The organism is Micrococcus sp. 2A, assembly GCF_039519235.1.
Taxonomy (GTDB): Bacteria; Actinomycetota; Actinomycetes; order Actinomycetales; family Micrococcaceae; genus Micrococcus.
In genome coordinates, this window is the sequence record NZ_CP154351.1 from 772,104 (window position 1) to 789,582 (window position 17,479).

Sequence of the window (17,479 nt, forward strand, 5' to 3'; positions counted from 1 at the left end):
GCCCTACTCCTGCGCCCCGCGCCGGTGGCTGCCCCGCGGTCCGCAGGCCGCCCGCCGGGCCGCGGCCTCCGCGGCGTGCTCCTCCTCCACGGCGTGGAGCACCTCGGCGAGCCCCTCGTCCTGCCGGGCGCGCTCGTGCTCCTTCGCCTCGTCGCCCCGCAGGAAGTACGCGCCCAGGGAGCCGGCCAGGGTGGCGAACACCGCCACGGAGTAGACGGCGAGCGCCACCGACAGCACGCGTGCCCCCGGGTGGTCCGCCGCGATGCCCGAGCCCGTGATGGTGGCCATGGCCGTCTGGTACAGCGCGTCGGTGTAGTCCTCCACGGCCTCGAGGGCGTAGAGCAGCTGGCTCGCAGCCAGGATCACGACGGCGGTCACCGCCGCCAGCCACGCCAGGCGACTGGAGAGCAGGCGCCCGGCGGAACGGGAGCCGCGGATGCCGGCAGAGAGGATGCCGCCGACGCGCGCCACCCGTGAGAGCCGGGCGAGCCGGACCAGCCGCAGCGCCTGCAGCGCCCGGAAGAACCGCAGGAACGGGACCAGCATGAACACGACCTGCCACCAGTTCCGCTTCCAGAACTCCGTGCTGAACCGCGCGATGTAGGCGCGCAGCAGGAACTCGCCGAGGAACACCGCCCAGAACGCCCAGCCCAGCCAGGTGAGCACCGCAGCCCAGCGCGGCTCCGTGACGAGCAGCTGGCCCAGCACCACGAACAGGAAGAGCACGCCCAGCATGCCCATCGGCCGGTCCCACCGCGCGGCCAGCGCCTCGGCCGCCAGCACCCGCCGGGACTTCTCGGGCGGGATGGTCGTGACGTCGGCGCGGGACACGGGACTGCCTCTCGACGGGCGGACGGATGCCCCCACCCTAGCCACCGAGGGCCCGTCCACTAGGCTGGCCGGCATGGACACCGACCGTCTCGATGCCGCTCTCACCGCCGCGCTCGAGGAGGTCGAGCCGGACCACTCGGGGGAGACATCCGACTACCTGGACGACGTCGCCGGCCGGCAGCGGGACGGCCTGGCCGCCGCCGTCTGCACGGTGGACGGGCACCAGGCCTCGGCGGGGGAGGCCGAGCACGCGTTCGCCCTGCAGTCGGTCTCCAAGGCCCTCACCTACGCGGTGGTCCTCGAGGAGGTCGGCCTGGACGCGGTGCTCGAGCACGTCGGCGTCGAGCCCTCGGGGGAGGCGTTCAACCACCTCTCCCTCCACGACGACGGCCGCCCGTACAACCCCCTCATCAACGCGGGCGCGATCATGGCCCACGCCCTCGTCCCCGGGAAGGACGCCCAGACGCGTGCGGGGCTGCTCCTGGACCGCTACAGCGCGATGGCCGGGGCCCGCCTCGAGGTGTCCGAGGACGTCCGCGCGGCGGAGAGCGCGCGGGCCGACCGGAACCTGGGCCTCGCCCACCTGCTGGCCGACCCGGGCGTGCTGCCCATCGAGGCCCGGGAGGCCGTGGACGGCTACCTCACGCAGTGCTCGATCCTCGTCACCGCGCCGCAGCTGGCGGTCATGGGCGCCACGCTCGCGGCCGGTGGGGTCAACCCGCTCTCGGGGGAGCGCGTGCTGCAGGAGTGGGTGGCCGAGCAGTCCCTCTCCGTCATGCTCACGTGCGGCATGTACGACGCCACCGGCCAGTGGGTGGCCGAGGTCGGCGTGCCGGCCAAGAGCGGCGTCTCGGGGGCCCTGCTGGGCGCGGTGCCCGGCGCCGTCGGGATCGCCACGTGGTCCCCCCGCCTCGACGAGCGCGGCAACTCCATGCGCGGCATCGGGATCTTCGAACGCCTCAGCGAGCGGTGGGACCTGCACGTGCTGCGCCACCGGGGCGCCCTGGCGGGGCTGCGCGGTGCGGACTGACCTGCGCCGGCCCCCCGATCCGGTGGCCCGCCCACCCTTGCCACCACCCCGCATCCGCGGCGTAGCGTCGAGGCCATGACCGAGACGAACCAGAAGGACAGCCCCGTGCAGGGCTCGCAGCTCGCCCACGACGATCCGAGCACCCGCCATCCGAAGGTCTCCCCGCCGGAGCAGCGCCAGGACGCGCCCGGCCTGGACATCATGACGGATCCGGTGCCGGACATCGGCCTGGAGTCCTACGTGGGCAAGGGCCGCCTCGAGGGACGCCGGGCCCTCATCACGGGCGGCGATTCGGGCATCGGCGCCGCCGTCGCCGTCGCGTTCGCCCGCGAGGGCGCCGACGTCGCCATCGCCTATCTGCCCGAGGAGCAGCCCGACGCGGACCGCGTCCTGAAGGCGATCGAGGAGGCGGGCCGGACCGCCGTCGCCCTGCCCGGCAGCCTGCTGGACGAGGACTACCGCAACGGGCTCGTGGACGAGGCCGTGCAGGGCCTCGGGGGTCTGGACATCCTGGTCAACAACGCCGGCCAGCAGCTGATCTCCGACAGCCTGGAGACGCTCACCGACCAGCAGGTGCTCGAGACGTTCCAGATCAACATCCTCTCGATGTTCACCCTCTCGCGTGCGGCGCTGAAGCACATGGGCCCGGGCAGCGCGATCGTGAACACCACCTCGGTGCAGGCCTACAACCCGAACCCGATGATCCTGGACTACGCCGCCACGAAGGCCGCGATCAACAACTTCACCAAGGGCCTCGCCCAGCAGGTCGCGGAGAAGGGCATCCGCGTGAACGCGGTGGCCCCGGGCCCGATCTGGACCGTCCTCCAGGTCTCCTACGGCCAGCCCATGGACAGGCTCGTGGAGTTCGGCCAGGACACCCCGACCGGCCGCGCCGGCCAGCCTGTGGAGATGGCCCCCGCCTACGTGTTCCTCGCCTCGGGCGAGTCCAGCTACGTCACGGGGGACACGCTGAACGCGAACGGCGGCACCCCCACCCCGTGACGTTCCCCGCCGTGAGCGGCCTCCCCGCGACGTCGTCAGCGCCACGGACGCGCGCGTCGTAGAGTCAGCCACCGAGACCAGCATCACGCACCAGAGGAGAGCACCATGACGACCGCCGTCCCCGCCGTCCCCTTCCACGACGGCCAGTCCATCCCCCAGCTCGGCTACGGCGTGTGGCGCGTCGAGGACGAGGTGGCCGCCGACGTCGTGAAGCAGGCCGTCCAGGCCGGCTACCGCCACATCGACACCGCCGCGATCTACGGCAACGAGGAGGGCGTGGGCCGCGCGATCGCGGCCGCCGGCGTCCCGCGCGAGGAGCTGTTCGTCACCACGAAGGTGTGGAACTCGGACCAGGGGTACGACGAGGCGCTCGCCGCGCTCGACGTGTCCCTGGAGAAGCTCGGCACGGACTACGTGGACCTCTGGCTGATCCACTGGGCCAAGCCGTCCCAGGGGAAGTACGTGGAGACCTGGAAGGCCCTCATCGAGGCGCAGCGCCAGGGCAGGGTCCGCTCGATCGGCGTCTCCAACTTCCCGCAGGCCCAGCTCGAGGAGATCATCGAGGCCACGGGTGTGACCCCGGTGATCCACCAGATCGAGCTGCACCCCTACTGGCAGCAGCGGGACCTGCGGGCATTCGGCGAGCGCAGCGGCATGCTCACCGAGGCGTGGTCCCCGCTGGGCCAGGGCGGGGACGTCCTGGAGGACCCGGTGGTCACCGAGATCGCGGAGGCCCACGGCGCGACGCCGGCCCAGGTGGTCCTCGCATGGCACCTCGCGATCGGCAACGTGGTGATCCCCAAGTCGGTCACGCCCGAGCGCATCGCCTCCAACCTCGCCGCCGCGGACGTGCGGCTGAGCGAGGACGAGATCGCCCGCATCGACGGCCTCGACCGCGCCGACGGCCGCATCGGCCCGGACCCGGCGGACATCGACTTCTGACCCGTCGACTCAGCCGGTCGCGGCCCCCGTCATCGCCTGCGCCCGCCGCCCGCCCCCGCTCTCGCGGAGGCGGGCGGTGATAACTTTGATCCGAACACCTCACGAGGCCGCCGCCTGGCTTCGGCCGCTCCTCCGCCGCACCACACGGAAGGCATGACCCCATGTCCCATCAGGCCCCTGCCGCCGACTCGCTGAGGGTCGACGCGCCGCGCCCGGCCACCTCGGCCGCCACCACCGACCCCGGGAGCACGACCCGCACCGCCGGCGCCCCGCGCCCCACCACGCCGGTCACCGCCCAGACGCGCGCCAGCTCCCTCTCTGACCTCCTGGCCGCCGTCGTGCGCCTCCTGCCCCTGCAGCTCAAGGACGAGCTCGCGCTCGCCAAGGGTCAGCTCAAGGGCACCGGCAAGAAGGCCGGCATCGGCGCCGCCCTGGCCCTCGTCGGCCTCTTCTTCCTCGCCCTCGTGCTCGTCGCCCTCGTGGTGGCGCTCATCGGCGCGTTCGCCGACCCGCAGTTCTGGTTCCCCGCCCTCATGGTGGCGCTCGCGTTCCTGGTGCTCGGCCTCCTCTTCGCCGGCATCGGTGCCATGCAGGTCAAGGGCGCCATGCCCCTCGTGCCCGCCGAGACCATCCGCAACCTCGAGTACGACCTCGGCTACCTCAAGGAGGGCAACGACTTCGACCCCGCCGAGTACGACCGCCTCAAGGCGGAGCGTGCCGAGGCCAAGCGCATCGAGAAGCAGCGCGAGGCCGAGCGGAAGAAGATCGAGCAGGAGGAGAACAAGAAGGCGCAGAAGCGCGGCGAGGCCGCCCCGCATCCCGAGCAGGGCTCCGCCTCCGAGGACGAGGTCCGCCGTCGCGCCGACCTGCGCCGCCGTCACCTGGGCGACATCCGCTCCGGCCTGGACGAGCGCGCCTCCGTGAAGGGCCAGATCGCCGCGTTCACCGCGCAGCGCAAGGGCCGTGGCGCCACCCCGGACACCGCGCACGCCCTGGACCAGACCGCCCCGTACACCGGTGCCGCGCGCGCCGGCGAGCAGGCCGCCGCCGCCGAGGACTACGTGAAGGACCGCTGGCAGCCGCTGGCCCTCCTGGGCGCCTCCTCCACCGCGTTCGCCGTCCTGGCCACCCGCCTCGGCACGAAGGGCAGGAAGCGCGACTGATCCTCCGGGGCCGCGGTCCCACGACGTCGACGCCCCGATCCGCGCGGATCGGGGCGTCGTCGTCGGTAGGGTGGTCCCGAACCCGCCCGACGTCCCTGGAGTGAGCGATGCGCCTGATCGATGCCGGCCTGCGGGAGGGGCATGTGTACACCGTGCGCGAGGACTGGCTGACGCCGCCGAACCTCATCACGCTCGCCCGCTTCGGGCTCGTGCCCGTGTTCGTGTGGCTCACGACGTCGGGGGAGTACCTGACGGCCTTCATCGTCCTGGCCGTCCTCTCCTGCACCGACTGGGTGGACGGCTACGTGGCCCGGCGGTTCGACATGATGTCCACCGTCGGCGCCTGGCTCGACCCGGCGGCGGACCGGCTCTCCCTCATGGTCGTCGCGGTCACGCTCGTCGGCACCGGGATCGCCCCGCTGTGGTTCGCGCTCGCCGTGATCGTCCCGGACCTGGTGCTCGCGGCCGTCTCCGCGTGGCTGTTCCGCGGCAGCCCGGAGCTCACCGTCACCGTCTTGGGCAAGGTCCGCACGGCGATCCTGCTCGCCGGCGCCCCCGCGCTGCTGCTCTCCCGCGTCCCGGAGGCCGACACGGCGGTCTGGACCGCCGTGTCGCTCGTGCTCGTGGCGGCCGGGAGCATCCTCCACGTGGCGGCCACGCTCGACTACCTGCGTCGCGCCGTGGCGAAGGCCGCCGCCCTGCGGGCCGCCGGCGTCGATCCCCGCGACCGCGCGGCGTGGGCCGGGTGAGCACCCCGTGTACCTGATCCCGGTCCTGTGCGCGCTGGTGGGCGCCCTCTTCCTCGCGCTCGGCAGCGAGCGCCAGGCCGCCGGCGTGCGCGGCACGCAGCCGCCCGCCGCGGCCATCCCCTCGGGCGGCACGGTGGCCGCCCCGCCCGCCCCGGCGACGACGACGCCCACCGCCGAGCGCGCCCGCGGCGCCCTGCACGGGGCCCTGGCCATGCTGCGCTCCCCGGTCTGGCTGCTCGGCGGCGTGCTCATGCTGGCCGGCATCGCCCTCAACGTGATCGCCCTGGCCAACGCCCCCCTGAGCGTCGTGCAGCCGATCGGCGCGATCGCGGTGGCCATCACCACGGTGCTGCACGCTCGCACGGAGCGCCTGCGGATCGGTCCGCGCACGTGGGCCGCCGTCGGGGCGTGCATGGCGGGCTCCGTGGGCTTCGTGCTCGTGACCATGCAGGCCACCAAGCCGACCGCCGTGCCCACGGACGCCCAGGAGCGCGAGACGGTGCTGATCGCGTGGGTCGTGGTGGCCGCGGGAGCCGTCGCCGCCACGTGGCTGAGCCGGCGGGCGAGCGCGATCGTCCCGATCGTGGCGGCGGGTGTGCTCTACGGCTTCGTGGCCGTGTGCGTGCGCCTCACCGCGGTGCGGATCCTCGAGGGGAGGGTCCCGTCCTGGAGCACAGTGGCCGTGCTCGCCGCCGCGGCCCTGCTCGGCGTGTACTTCGTGCAGACCGCCTACCGCTACGGCCCCCCGGACCTCGTGGTGGCGGGGCTGACCGTGGTCGACCCCATGGTCGGCGTGCTCGTGGGCGTCACCGTGCTGGACGAGCTGCGCCCCCACCTGCCCCTGTGGGTGGCCTCCGCCCTGCTGGCCGCCGCCGTTGTTGCTACCGTGGGCATCATCCAGCTCTCCCGCGGCCACCCGGACGTGGTGGCCCGCCGCGAGGCACGCTGAGCCGACGCCGATCCCCGGCACCACCTGCGTCCAGAGAGGGTCACCCGTGGCCGACCGCGCCCCCCGGAAGTCCGAGGACCGTCCGCTGACGGTGCTGATCGCCGCGGACACCTACCCCCCGGACGTCAACGGGGCCGCCGTGTTCTGCTTCCGCCTCGCCCGTGCGCTGCACGCCCGCGGCCATGACGTGCACGTGATCGCGGCGCGCAACGAGTCCGGCCCGGACGCCGTCGAGCACCGCCCTGAGGCCACCGTGCACCGGCTCTCCTCCGTGAAGGCGTTCACGCACGAGTACTACCGCTTCGTGATGCCGTGGCACGCGAAGTCGGGGATGCGCCGCGTCCTCCGCGAGGTCCAGCCGGACGTGGTCCACGCGCAGTGCCACTACTTCATCGGCGAGGCCGCGATCATCGAGGCCGAGCGGCGCCGCATCCGCACCGTCTCCACCAACCACTTCATCCCGGAGAACCTCGACCCCTTCCTGCCCTTCCCCCAGTGGTTCCGGGACATCGTCTCCCGGAACTCGTGGAGGGACATGGGCCGGCTCATGGGCAAGGGTGCCGCGGTCACCACCCCCACCGCGCTCGCCGCGAAGGCCATGGCGGAGAACGCCGGCCTCCAGCGGGTCCTGCCGATCTCCAACGGCATCGACGCCGCGGCCTATGAGCTCGCCCCCGGCGAGGTCGTGGAGAAGCCGGACCACCCCGTCATCCTCTTCGTGGGCCGCCTGGCCGTGGAGAAGAACGTGGAGGTGCTCATCCGGGCCGTCGCGCACCTGGCGCGCACCCGCCCCGAGCTCGACGCGCACGCGGAGATCGTGGGCGACGGCGAGCAGCGCGACCGTCTCCGCGAGGTCATCGCCGCCGAGGGGGTGGAGGAGCGCGTGCACCTGCGCGGGCACGTGTCCGAGGAGGAGCTGCACCGGGCCTACCTGCGCGCGGACGTCTTCTGCCAGCCCGGCACCGCGGAGCTGCAGTCCCTGGTCTCCCTCGAGGCCATGAGCGCCTCCACCCCGGTGGTGCTCGCCGACGCGCTGGCCCTGCCCCACCTCGTGGACGACGGCGTCAACGGCTGGCTCTTCCCGCCCGGCGACCACGTCGCGCTCGCGGAGCGGATCGCCCGCGTGCTGGAGCTCCCGGCCGCCGAGCGCGCGGCGATGGGGGAGGCCTCCCACGCCAAGGCGGTGCGGCACTCCGCCGAGAAGAGCGTGGACCTCTTCGAGCGGCTCTACCGCGGTGCCACGGTGGCGGAGGTCCGCGCGGCCCTCTGAGGCGACGCCGGCCCCGTCCTCGCTAGGATGGGCGGGTCCCGCGCCGGTGCGCGGGCCAGGGGCGTTAGCTCAGTCGGTCAGAGCAGAGGACTCATAATCCTTCGGTCGCGGGTTCAAGTCCCGCACGCCCTACAGGACCCTCACCCGGTGAGGGAGAGGAACGCGCCGATCGCGAAGCCCACCACGGTGACCAGGCCGGCGGTCTCACCGCCCTCCTCGCGGGCCTCGGGCACCATCGTGTCGATGAGCATCACGAGCAGGGCGCCGGCGGCGAAGCCCTGCACGCCCCCCGTGAAGGAGGCGGAGGCGACATCCGCGAGGAGGCCGCCCGCGCCGGTCGCCAGGGTGCACACCAGGAACACGACGGTCCACTGCAGCAGCACGGAGCGTTTGGACTTGCCGGCCTTCAGCGAGTCCGCCGAGGCGGCGATGGACTCGGGCAGGTTGGACATGAAGACCGCGACGAGCAGGGCCATCGAGACCCCCTCGCCCATGGCCAGGCCGATGCCGAGCACCACCTGCTCGGGGATGCCGTCCAGCAGCGCGCCCACGGTGAGGGACGCGCCCGAGGACGCGCCGCCCCCGGAGTGCTTCGCCCGCCGCTCCACGTAGCCGTTGCCGAGGAAGTAGGCCAGCGCCCCGACCACGAGGCCCACGCCCACCGCCAGCGGGCCGGCCGCCTCGACTCCGGACTCGGCGAGCTCTAAGGACACGGAGGCGATGAGGGCTCCCGCGCCGAACGCGAGGATCAGGCCGATCGTGCCCCGGTGCCAGTCACGCAGGGTGGCGAGCACGGCGCCCAGCAGCAGCGACGACGCGGCCACCGCGCCCCAGAGAAGGGTGGTCATGGGCGCCAGCCTAGTCCTGGCGCCGTCCTGACCGCAGACGACGCCGGCCCCCGCCCCGGACCGTTCGGTCGCGTGGGGCGGGGGCCGGCGTCGGGCTTCCCGTGCCGCCGTTCAGGCGGCGGGGGTCAGGCTCAGTAGCGGCCCACCACGGAGAGCATGTTCGAGGACATGATGTTCATGTCCGTGATGACGAGGTCGGCGGTGGGGTTCAGCGCGTGGGCGATCTTGCCGTCGCCGATGTACATGGCCACGTGATAGATGCGGCCGGTGGACTGGTTGGCCCAGAACACGAGGTCGCCGGGCTGGGCGTTGGCACGCGAGACCTTGGTGGGGGCGTTCACGTACTGGTCGTGGCTGGTGCGGGCCACAGTGATGCCGGACTGGGCCATGGCCTGCTTCACGAGGCCCGAGCAGTCGTAGCCGTAGGGGCCGTTGCCGCCCCAGGCGAAGTACGTGGAGGAGCTGCGGACCTTGGCGACCATGAAGTCGATCGCGGCCTGCTTGGAGGAGGACTGGCGCACCGGCTCCGGGGCCGGGGCGGGGGCCGGAGCGGTGGTGGAGGTGCGCTCGACGGCGGTGGAGGTCTTCAGGACCATGCCCGGGTGCAGCATGGTCGAGGTCGTCATGCCGTTCAGGGAGGTCAGTGCGGACATGCTCATGCCGACGCGCTGGGAGATGACCCACCAGCCGTCGCCGGCGCGCACGGTGTAGGTGCCGCCCGAGGTCGGGGCCGGGGCCGCGGTGGTGGTGCCGGTGAGGCGCAGCACGTCGCCCGGGTAGATGATCGAGGACCCGGAGAGGCCGTTGAGGCTCATCAGCTCCGAGAGGGCCACGCCGTTGGCGGCGGCGATGCGCCACAGGGTGTCGCCGGAACGCACGGTGTAGGTGGACTCGGCGGCCTGCGCGGAGGGCGCCGCGGCGACGGTGCCGACGCCGGCGAGGGTGCCGGCGCTCAGGGCGAGGGCGAAGGAGGCCGCGGCGACGCGGTGATGCCGGCGGATGGCGGGGGAGATCTCAGTCATGGCGCTACTTCCCATTCGTGACCAGCGTCCTTCGGGCAGGGCGCCACGTGGTGCCCGGGTGTAGCCGGACCGCTGGTGCGAGTGATGAACAGTGATGGAGAGACCGGGACGCAGGGTGCGAGAGGAAGCCCGGAGTGGATCGCAACCGATCCGTGATCAAAGATACCGGATCGTTATCGAAACGCAATATGAACGCCGGGGAACATCCAGGGGCAATCCACGAAATCCTGCGCTGACGTGGCCTTGCGCGCCTCGCGAGTGTGCCGCAGGACACGTTCTCCACGTCGTCGCTCCGGGCTCGTCTCGCCCGTCCACCGCCGGGGGCGCGGCAGCCCTCTCGCGGGCACGGCGCACGGTGCCGAGGGCCGACGTCGACGCGCTCGTGGCCGGCCCCACGCTCACGGGGGTCTCGGCCTGCGGTGGGCCGGGCGCGCTAGCGTGGAGCGGTGACCGCCCCTCGCCCCCTGCGCCTCCTCCTGGACGCGCGCTACACGCGCACCGACTTCCACGACGGCATCTCCCGCTACGGCGCGAGCCTCATCGAGGCCGTCCACCGGATCACGACGACGTCGGGGGACGCCGACGGCGAAGGCGTCCGGACGGCCATGCTCATCGCCGACGAGCGCCAGCTGGCCCTGCTCCCCGCGGGCGTCCCGTGGCACCGGGTCTCCGGCCCCGTCTCCGTCCGGGAGCCGTTCGTGGCCCGGCAGGTCCGGGCGCTCGAGCCGGACGTGGTGTTCTCGCCCATGCAGACGATGGGCTCGTGGGGGCGGGACTACGGCCTGATCCTCACGCTGCACGACCTCATCTACTACGAGCACCCCACCCCGCCGGGGCGCCTCCCCGAGCCGATCCGCTGGCTCTGGCGGGCCTACCACCTCAGCTACGCGCCGCAGCGGCTCCTGCTGGACCGGGGCGACGCCGTGGCAACGGTCTCGCAGACCACCGCGGAGCTGATCGCCCGCCACCGCCTCACCCGCCGGCCCGTGCACGTGATCGGCAACGCGCCGCCGGACGTCGCGACGCCGCGGGACCCGGACGCCGCCCCGGAGCGGCTCTTGGTCTACATGGGCTCCTTCATGGACTACAAGGACGTGGAGTCCCTGCTGGACGCCGCCCCCGCGCTGCCGGGCTACGAGCTGCACCTGCTGTCCCCGATCCCGCAGCAGCGACGGGCCGAGCTGGAGGCCCGGCTGGCCGGACGGCGCGCCGCCGCCGGGGAGTCCGGCGCCCGGGTCCTCTTCCACGGCGGCGCCTCCGAGGCGGAGTACGCGGACCTGCTGCGGCGGGCCACGGCCCTCGTCACGCTCTCCCGGGCCGAGGGGTTCGGCCTGCCCGTCGCCGAGGCCATGGCCCACGGCACCCCCGTGATCTGCTCGGACCTGCCGATCTTCCAGGAGGTCGCGGGGGCCGGCACGCCGGCGTACCGCGGCGTGCCGCTGGACGGCGACCGCCCCGCCGCCCTCGTGGCGCGGGTGCGCGAGCTCGAAGACCCGGCGGAGTTCGCGCGGGCCTCCCGCGCGAGCGCCGCCCAGGCGGCCCGGTTCAGCTGGGACCGCTCGGCGCGGAACCTGCTGCGGCTGGCACGCCGGGTGGCCGAGGACCGTGCTGCGGCCACAGGACGGAGGGACCGCTCCAGCCGATGAGCCAGAGCGGGTCCACGTAGCGGTCGAAGAGGGCCCCTCCCACGCGCCACCCGTCCTCGCGGCGCACGCCCCAGTGGACGCACGGCACGAGGCAGTGCGCGCCCAGCGGGTCGGCTGTCCCCACCACCTCTCCCGCGGAGACGCGCGCGCCCACCGGGACCAGGGCGGTGACGGGCTCGAACGAGCTCACGAGACCGTCGTCGTGGGCGATCGTGAGCACGGGACGGTCCACCACGCCGCCGGCGAACCGCACCGTTCCGTCCGCGGGGGAGCGGACGGCCCCTGAGCCCGTCGCCAGGTCCACGCCGCGGTGCCCGCGCCCCCACGGCTGGAGGGGCGCGGCGAAGGCCCGGCGGACGTCCTGCGGTCCCGCCCCGGCCACGGGCGCGCGCCACCCGGGCCGCGCCTCGCCCGCGGCGAGCAGCCCGTGCGGCGCGGCGGCGGGATCCGCGGAGGGATCGCCCGTGAGGGGCACGGAGACGGACGTGACGAGCAGGGTGGCCAGGAGGGTGGCGAGCACCGCGAGCACCGCGAGGGCCCGCGGGCCGCGGAGGGGGCGGGGGAGCGGAGGGGATGATCCGGCCATGCGGACAGCCTGCCCGGGGCGCGCCCCGCCCGGTTCGATCGGGCCCGGGATGGGGGACGGAGCGGGGCTCTCCGCGCGCTGTGCAGGAGCGGGCCGGCCGCGTCCGGCCGACCCCGGGTGCGGTAGGCTTGGCCCCAGCGGTGTCCTGCGCCGGCGTCTCGCCGTGCGCTCGGGCACCGACTACGCGCATCAGGGTGGGCCCGCTCCGGCGAGCCCAGCCCCCACGTTCGGTCCCCCGCCTCCGCCGCCACGGCGTCGTCGGGGGTGCACGCGGGGCCCGGCAGCCGCCGTCCTGATGCCAGGGGTCGCACGTGCCGTGCGGCCGACAACCGTCAAGAACCGACCGGCAGACCGCCCGCGCGCGAAGCGCGGGGTGCCACGGCTGCCACAGAAGGGAAACGTCATGCCCGTCGTGACCATGCGCCAGCTCCTCGACTCCGGTGTCCATTTCGGCCACCAGACCCGCCGCTGGAACCCCAAGATGAAGCGCTTCATCCTCACCGAGCGCAACGGCATCTACGTGATCGACCTGCAGCAGTCGCTGTCCTACATCGATCGCGCCTACGAGTTCGTCAAGGAGACGGTGGCCCACGGCGGCACCATCCTCTTCGTCGGCACCAAGAAGCAGGCCCAGGAGGCCATCGCCGACCAGGCCGGCCGCGTGGGCATGCCCTACGTGAACCACCGCTGGCTGGGCGGCATGCTCACCAACTACTCCACGGTCTCCAAGCGCGTGCAGCGCATGAAGGAGCTCGAGGAGATCGACTTCGAGGACGTCGCCGGCTCCGGCCACACCAAGAAGGAGCTCCTGCTCCTGAACCGCGAGCTGCAGAAGCTGCAGGCCAACCTCGGCGGCATCCGCAACATGGCGAAGACCCCCTCCGCCGTGTGGATCGTGGACACCAAGAAGGAGCACCTCGCCGTCGACGAGGCGCAGAAGCTCAACATCCCCGTGGTGGCGATCCTCGACACCAACTGCGATCCGGACGAGGTCACCTACCCGATCCCGGGCAACGACGACGCGATCCGCTCCGTCAACCTGCTCACCCGCGTGGTGGCCGACGCCGTGGCCGAGGGCCTGATGGCCCGCCAGGGCGGCGGCAAGTCCGGTCAGTCCGCCGCCGAGCCGATGGCCGAGTGGGAGCGCGAGCTGCTCGAGCAGCACAACGCCGAGCAGGCCGTGAAGACCGCGGCTCCCGCCGCCGAGCAGGCCGCCCCGCAGGCCCAGGAGCAGGCCCCCGCGGCCGCCGCTCCGGCCGCCGGCGAGGCCGTGGCGCCGGGCGCCACCGAGGCGCCGGCCCTCGAGGTGCCCCAGGCCGAGGAGACCGTGGCTGAGACCGAGGCCCCGGCCCAGGCCGAGTGACCCCGCCCGGGTGAGGGGCGGCCCGGTGCCCATCGGCACCGGGCCGCCCACCCCGGATCCCATCCCCAGCACATCCCGCACCACCCCACCACGGGAAGGACCGAACGAGCATGGCGAACTACACCGCTGCTGACATCAAGGCCCTGCGCGAGCGCACCGGCGCCGGCATGATGGACGTCAAGAAGGCCCTCGACGAGGCCAACGGCGACGCCGAGAAGGCCACCGAGATCATCCGCGTGAAGGGCCTCAAGGGCGCCACCAAGCGCGAGGGCCGCTCCGCGGCCGAGGGCCTCGTGGCCGCCACCGTCGAGAACGGCGTGGGCGTCATGATCGAGCTCAACTGCGAGACCGACTTCGTGGCCAAGGCCGAGAAGTTCATCACCCTGGGCGACGTGGTGCTGCGCGCCGCCGTCGCCTCCGGCGCCACCGACGTCGAGGGCCTGCTGGCCTCCGACCACGAGGGCCGCACCCTGGGCGACTACGTCATCGAGGAGGGCGCCCTGCTGGGCGAGAAGGTCGTCGTGCGCCGTCTGGCCCGCGTCGAGGGCTCCTTCGTGGACGCCTACCTCCACAAGACCTCCAAGGACCTGCCGGCGCAGGTGGGCGTGCTGCTCGCCGTCGACGCCGACTCCGCGGAGGCCAAGACGGCCGCGCACGACATCGCCGTGCACACCGCCGCCTACTCGCCCACGTACCTCTCCCGCGACGACGTCCCGGCCGAGACCGTGGAGAACGAGCGTCGCATCGCCGACGAGTCCGCGCGCGCCGAGGGCAAGCCGGAGCAGGCTCTCCCGAAGATCGTGGAGGGCCGCCTGACCGGCTTCTTCAAGGAGATCGTGCTTGTGGACCAGCCCTTCGCGAAGGACCCGAAGACCACCGTCGGCAAGGTGGCCTCCGAGGCCGGCACCGCCGTCACCGGCTTCGCCCGCTTCCGCGTCGGCGCCTGATCCGCGCCGCCCGCGCCGGGCGGAGCACTCGAGACGAGCCGCGTCCCCACCTCATCGGTGGGGGCGCGGCTCGTCCCGTGTCCGACGCCGTCTCCGGGTGCCGGTCCGGGGGTGGGGCCCACGACGCCGGCCGGTAGACTCGCGCACGATGCCCGCCCCGCGCCTCCGCGCGGCCGGCGGCCCCTCGTCCCCCAGTCATGCCAGGAGATCCCCATGGAGTCCAACCGCGCCCCCGCAGCCCCCCGCACGGCCGAGACCGCGCAGCAGAACGCCGACGAGACGGGCCGGCGCCGCGTCCTGCTCAAGCTCTCGGGCGAGGTGTTCGGGGGCGGGAGCGTCGGCGTGGACCCCGTGACCGTCAGCGGGATCGCCGAGCAGATCGCCGCCGCGGCCGACCGGGTGGAGATCGCCATCGTCGTCGGCGGCGGCAACTTCTTCCGCGGCGCCGAGCTCTCCGAGAGCGGCATGGACCGCCGGCGCGCCGACTACATGGGCATGCTCGGCACCGTGATGAACTGCCTGGCCCTGCAGGACTTCCTCCTCCAGGCCGGCGTGTCCACGCGCGTGCAGTCCGCCATCCACATGGAGCAGGTGGCCGAGTCCTACATCCCGCTGCGCGCCATCCGCCACATGCAGAAGGGCCGCGTCGTGATCTTCGGCGCCGGCACCGGCCTGCCCTACTTCTCCACCGACACCGTGGCCGCACAGCGGGCGCTCGAGGTGGGCGCGGACGAGGTGCTGATGGCCAAGTCCGGCGTGGACGGCGTGTATACCGCGGACCCCAAGAAGGACCCCACGGCCCGGCGCCTGGAGCACCTGACGTACGACGAGGCGCTGCTGAACAACATCCGCGTGATGGACCTGACCGCCATGACCATGTGCAAGGACAACGACCTGAGCATGCGCGTGTTCGGCATGGAGGGCCCGGGCAACGTGACCCGCGCGCTGCTCGGCGAGCCGATCGGCACCACCGTCACCCCGTGAGCCCCGCCGCGTAGGATGGCACCAGACCCGAACCGCACCACCGAGGAGAGACCGTGATCCAGGAGACCCTGCAGTCCGCGCAAGAGCAGATGGACCGCACCATCGAGGCCACGCGCGAGGACTTCGCCGCCGTGCGCACCGGCCGCGCCAACCCCGGGCTGTACTCCAAGGTGATGGTGGACTACTACGGCTCCTACACCCCGCTGCAGCAGCTCGCGTCCTTCACCACCACGGACGCCCGCACGCTGCTCATCACGCCCTTCGACTCCAGCGCCCTGCGCAACATCGAGAAGGCGCTGTCCGAGTCGGAGATCGGCGCCAACCCGTCCAACGACGGCAAGGTCATCCGCGTGGTCATGCCGGAGCTGACCGAGGAGCGCCGCAAGGAGTACGTGAAGCTCGTGAAGTCGAAGGCGGAGGAGCACAAGGTCTCCATCCGCAACGCCCGCCGCAAGGCCAAGGAGGCCATGGACAAGGCGGTCAAGGACGGCGAGATCGGCGAGGACGAGGGCACGCGCGGCGAGAAGGACCTGGACGCGCTGACCAAGAAGCACGTCGACCTCGTGGACGAGATGTCGAAGAAGAAGGAAGCCGAGCTGCTCGAGGTCTGATCCTCGCGCTCCGGCGTCCCGCCTCGATGACACCCGCCCCCATCACCGCGCCCCCGCGCGGCGGCCGCGACCTCAAGTCCGCCGTCGTCGTGGGGGTCGGCCTGTTGGCCGTCGCCCTGGTGGGCCTCTTGTGGCTGCCGTGGGTGCTGGTGACGCTCCTCGTGGCGCTGCTCCTGGGCGGGGTCTCCGAGGTGGCGGCCGCCGTGCGGGGGATCGGGATGGACGTCCCACGTCCGCCGCTGTGGATCGCCGCGGCGGCCCTGCCGCTGGCCACGTGGTGGGGCGGCGTCCCCGCCCTGTTCCTGGCGTTGCTCGCCTCACTCCTGGCCGTGTGCCTCTGGACGGCGGCCACGCGGCGTCGGCCCACGGGGCAGTTCATCCTCGCCGGCGTGTTCGTGGTGCTGTGGGCCCCCTTCCTGCTCTCCTTCGGCGTGGCGCTGTTCGCCCAGCCGCACGGGCGCATGATGGTGCTGTGCCTGCTCCTCATGGTGGTGTCCAACGACACGTTCGGCTACGCCGTGGGCTACCGCTTCGGCCGCACGCCCATCGCCCCGCGCATCAGCCCCAGGAAGTCGTGGGAGGGCCTCGGCGGCTCCCTGGCCGGCTCCGTGCTGGTGGGCGTCGTGGCGGTGCCGCTGCTGGTGGGCCAGCCCTGGTGGGTGGGCGCGCTGCTGGGCGTGCTCACCGTGGCGGCCGCCACGTGCGGCGACTTCTCCGAGTCGATGGTCAAGCGCGAGCTCGGCATCAAGGACATGTCCTCGATGCTCCCGGGCCACGGCGGGATCATGGACCGACTCGACTCCCTGGTCTTCGCGGCGCCCGTGGCCTACACGGTCATGGCGCTGCCGTTCACCTGATCCCCTTCCCCCCGCCGCCCCGCACCGCGGGGCTCCGACCCACCCCGCAGGAGACGCCATGACCCCCCGCCCCCCGAAGGACGCCGTTCCCTCCGCCGACCACGTCTTCCAGACCGTCGAGTCGGACGAGATCGGCTACGAGCCCACCCACGTGGACGCGTTCATGGAGCGCGCCCGCGAGGCCGCCGAGGGACGCGGCGAGCTCACCCCCGAGCAGGTGCGCCAGGCTCGCTTCGCCACCGTGGACGGCGGCTACGCCACCGACGAGGTGGACGACGCCCTGGACCGCCTCGAGGAGGCCCTCACCGCCGCTGAGCGGGACGCCGTCGTGCGCGAGCACGGCGACGGGGAGTGGGACGCCGCGCTCGAGGAGAGCACCCGCGAGCTCCTGGACCGCGCGGACCGCGCACCCGCCGAGCGCTTCCGCCGCCCCACCCGCGAGGACGCCCCCGCCTACGCCGTCGACGACGTCGATGCCCTCCTCGACCGACTCCGCGCGACCCTCGGGAGCACGCATCGGGTCACCGCTGAGCGCGGCGACGCCGCGGACCGTCCGCTGACCGCCGACGACGTCCGCCGGTCGTCCTTCGCCGAGGCCGAGGGCCGCGACGGCTACGACGAGGCGCAGGTGGACGTCTACCTGGACGCCGCCGTCGACGTGCTGCTGCGCCGCGGCTGA

The 17,479-nt window shown here is 73.3% G+C and carries 18 protein-coding genes and 1 tRNA gene; 15 read left to right on the forward strand and 4 right to left on the reverse strand.

The window, feature by feature from the left end:
- Positions 1-3: 3 nt before the first annotated feature.
- Positions 4-831 carry a hypothetical protein gene (locus tag AAG742_RS03590; RefSeq protein WP_298714593.1) on the reverse strand — a complete coding sequence of 276 codons (828 nt, stop codon included), beginning with the start codon at positions 829-831 and terminating at the stop codon, positions 4-6.
- Positions 832-904: 73 nt separating this feature from the next.
- On the opposite strand from AAG742_RS03590, the gene glsA reads away from it, so the two are divergent.
- The 8 genes from glsA to AAG742_RS03630 all read left to right on the forward strand — a co-directional run bounded on the left by glsA (position 905) and on the right by AAG742_RS03630 (position 8,068).
- Complete coding sequence (gene glsA / locus AAG742_RS03595) at positions 905-1,861, forward strand: glutaminase A (RefSeq protein ID WP_298714597.1); 957 nt, start codon at positions 905-907, stop codon at positions 1,859-1,861.
- Between the two features lie 75 nt (positions 1,862-1,936).
- The gene (locus AAG742_RS03600) at positions 1,937-2,863 is read left to right on the forward strand and encodes an SDR family oxidoreductase (protein WP_298714600.1); all 927 of its coding nucleotides are present in this window, start codon (positions 1,937-1,939) and stop codon (positions 2,861-2,863) included.
- Between the two features lie 105 nt (positions 2,864-2,968).
- Positions 2,969-3,805, forward strand: a complete 837-nt coding sequence (locus AAG742_RS03605) for an aldo/keto reductase (protein ID WP_298714603.1) — start codon at positions 2,969-2,971, stop codon at positions 3,803-3,805.
- A gap of 161 nt (positions 3,806-3,966) precedes the next feature.
- Positions 3,967-4,968, forward strand: a complete 1,002-nt coding sequence (locus AAG742_RS03610) for a phage holin family protein (RefSeq protein WP_298714606.1) — start codon at positions 3,967-3,969, stop codon at positions 4,966-4,968.
- Between the two features lie 107 nt (positions 4,969-5,075).
- Complete coding sequence (locus AAG742_RS03615) at positions 5,076-5,717, forward strand: CDP-alcohol phosphatidyltransferase family protein (protein WP_298714609.1); 642 nt, start codon at positions 5,076-5,078, stop codon at positions 5,715-5,717.
- A 7-nt stretch (positions 5,718-5,724) separates the two neighbouring features.
- Positions 5,725-6,666: a DMT family transporter gene (locus tag AAG742_RS03620; RefSeq protein WP_298714612.1), complete on the forward strand. Its 942-nt coding sequence runs from the start codon at positions 5,725-5,727 to the stop codon at positions 6,664-6,666.
- A 46-nt stretch (positions 6,667-6,712) separates the two neighbouring features.
- Entirely contained in the window at positions 6,713-7,936 is a 1,224-nt protein-coding gene (locus tag AAG742_RS03625; protein WP_298714615.1) for a glycosyltransferase, read from the forward strand.
- A 58-nt stretch (positions 7,937-7,994) separates the two neighbouring features.
- Positions 7,995-8,068: transfer RNA gene (locus tag AAG742_RS03630), tRNA-Ile, on the forward strand.
- Positions 8,069-8,076: 8 nt separating this feature from the next.
- Here AAG742_RS03630 and AAG742_RS03635 read toward each other — a convergent pair.
- Positions 8,077-8,784 (reverse strand): hypothetical protein, encoded by a 708-nt coding sequence (locus AAG742_RS03635; RefSeq protein ID WP_298714617.1) that lies wholly within the window; start codon positions 8,782-8,784, stop codon positions 8,077-8,079.
- Positions 8,785-8,915: 131 nt separating this feature from the next.
- Positions 8,916-9,806, reverse strand: a complete 891-nt coding sequence (locus AAG742_RS03640) for a LysM peptidoglycan-binding domain-containing protein (protein ID WP_298714619.1) — start codon at positions 9,804-9,806, stop codon at positions 8,916-8,918.
- Positions 9,807-10,252: 446 nt separating this feature from the next.
- Here AAG742_RS03640 and AAG742_RS03645 point away from each other — a divergent pair, with 446 nt between their 5' ends.
- Entirely contained in the window at positions 10,253-11,452 is a 1,200-nt protein-coding gene (locus tag AAG742_RS03645; protein WP_298714622.1) for a glycosyltransferase, read from the forward strand.
- Here the strand turns inward: AAG742_RS03645 and AAG742_RS03650 are convergent.
- Complete coding sequence (locus tag AAG742_RS03650) at positions 11,352-12,038, reverse strand: peptidoglycan DD-metalloendopeptidase family protein (protein ID WP_298714627.1); 687 nt, start codon at positions 12,036-12,038, stop codon at positions 11,352-11,354. The two genes, AAG742_RS03645 and AAG742_RS03650, sit on opposite strands and share 101 nt — an antisense overlap.
- Positions 12,039-12,441: 403 nt before the next feature.
- On the opposite strand from AAG742_RS03650, the gene rpsB reads away from it, so the two are divergent.
- The 6 genes from rpsB (at position 12,442) to AAG742_RS03680 (ending at position 17,479) form a co-directional block, all read left to right on the forward strand.
- Positions 12,442-13,401: a 30S ribosomal protein S2 gene (gene rpsB, locus AAG742_RS03655; RefSeq protein WP_298714630.1), complete on the forward strand. Its 960-nt coding sequence runs from the start codon at positions 12,442-12,444 to the stop codon at positions 13,399-13,401.
- A 110-nt stretch (positions 13,402-13,511) separates the two neighbouring features.
- Complete coding sequence (gene tsf / locus AAG742_RS03660) at positions 13,512-14,348, forward strand: translation elongation factor Ts (protein ID WP_298714631.1); 837 nt, start codon at positions 13,512-13,514, stop codon at positions 14,346-14,348.
- 213 nt (positions 14,349-14,561) lie between these two features.
- Entirely contained in the window at positions 14,562-15,332 is a 771-nt protein-coding gene (pyrH, locus tag AAG742_RS03665; RefSeq protein WP_248115289.1) for a UMP kinase, read from the forward strand.
- Positions 15,333-15,385: 53 nt separating this feature from the next.
- Entirely contained in the window at positions 15,386-15,943 is a 558-nt protein-coding gene (frr, locus tag AAG742_RS03670; RefSeq protein ID WP_298714634.1) for a ribosome recycling factor, read from the forward strand.
- Between the two features lie 26 nt (positions 15,944-15,969).
- A complete protein-coding gene (locus AAG742_RS03675) occupies positions 15,970-16,800 on the forward strand; it encodes a phosphatidate cytidylyltransferase (protein WP_298714637.1) in 831 nt (276 codons plus the stop codon).
- A gap of 58 nt (positions 16,801-16,858) precedes the next feature.
- Positions 16,859-17,479 carry a DivIVA domain-containing protein gene (locus AAG742_RS03680; protein WP_298714640.1) on the forward strand — a complete coding sequence of 207 codons (621 nt, stop codon included), beginning with the start codon at positions 16,859-16,861 and terminating at the stop codon, positions 17,477-17,479.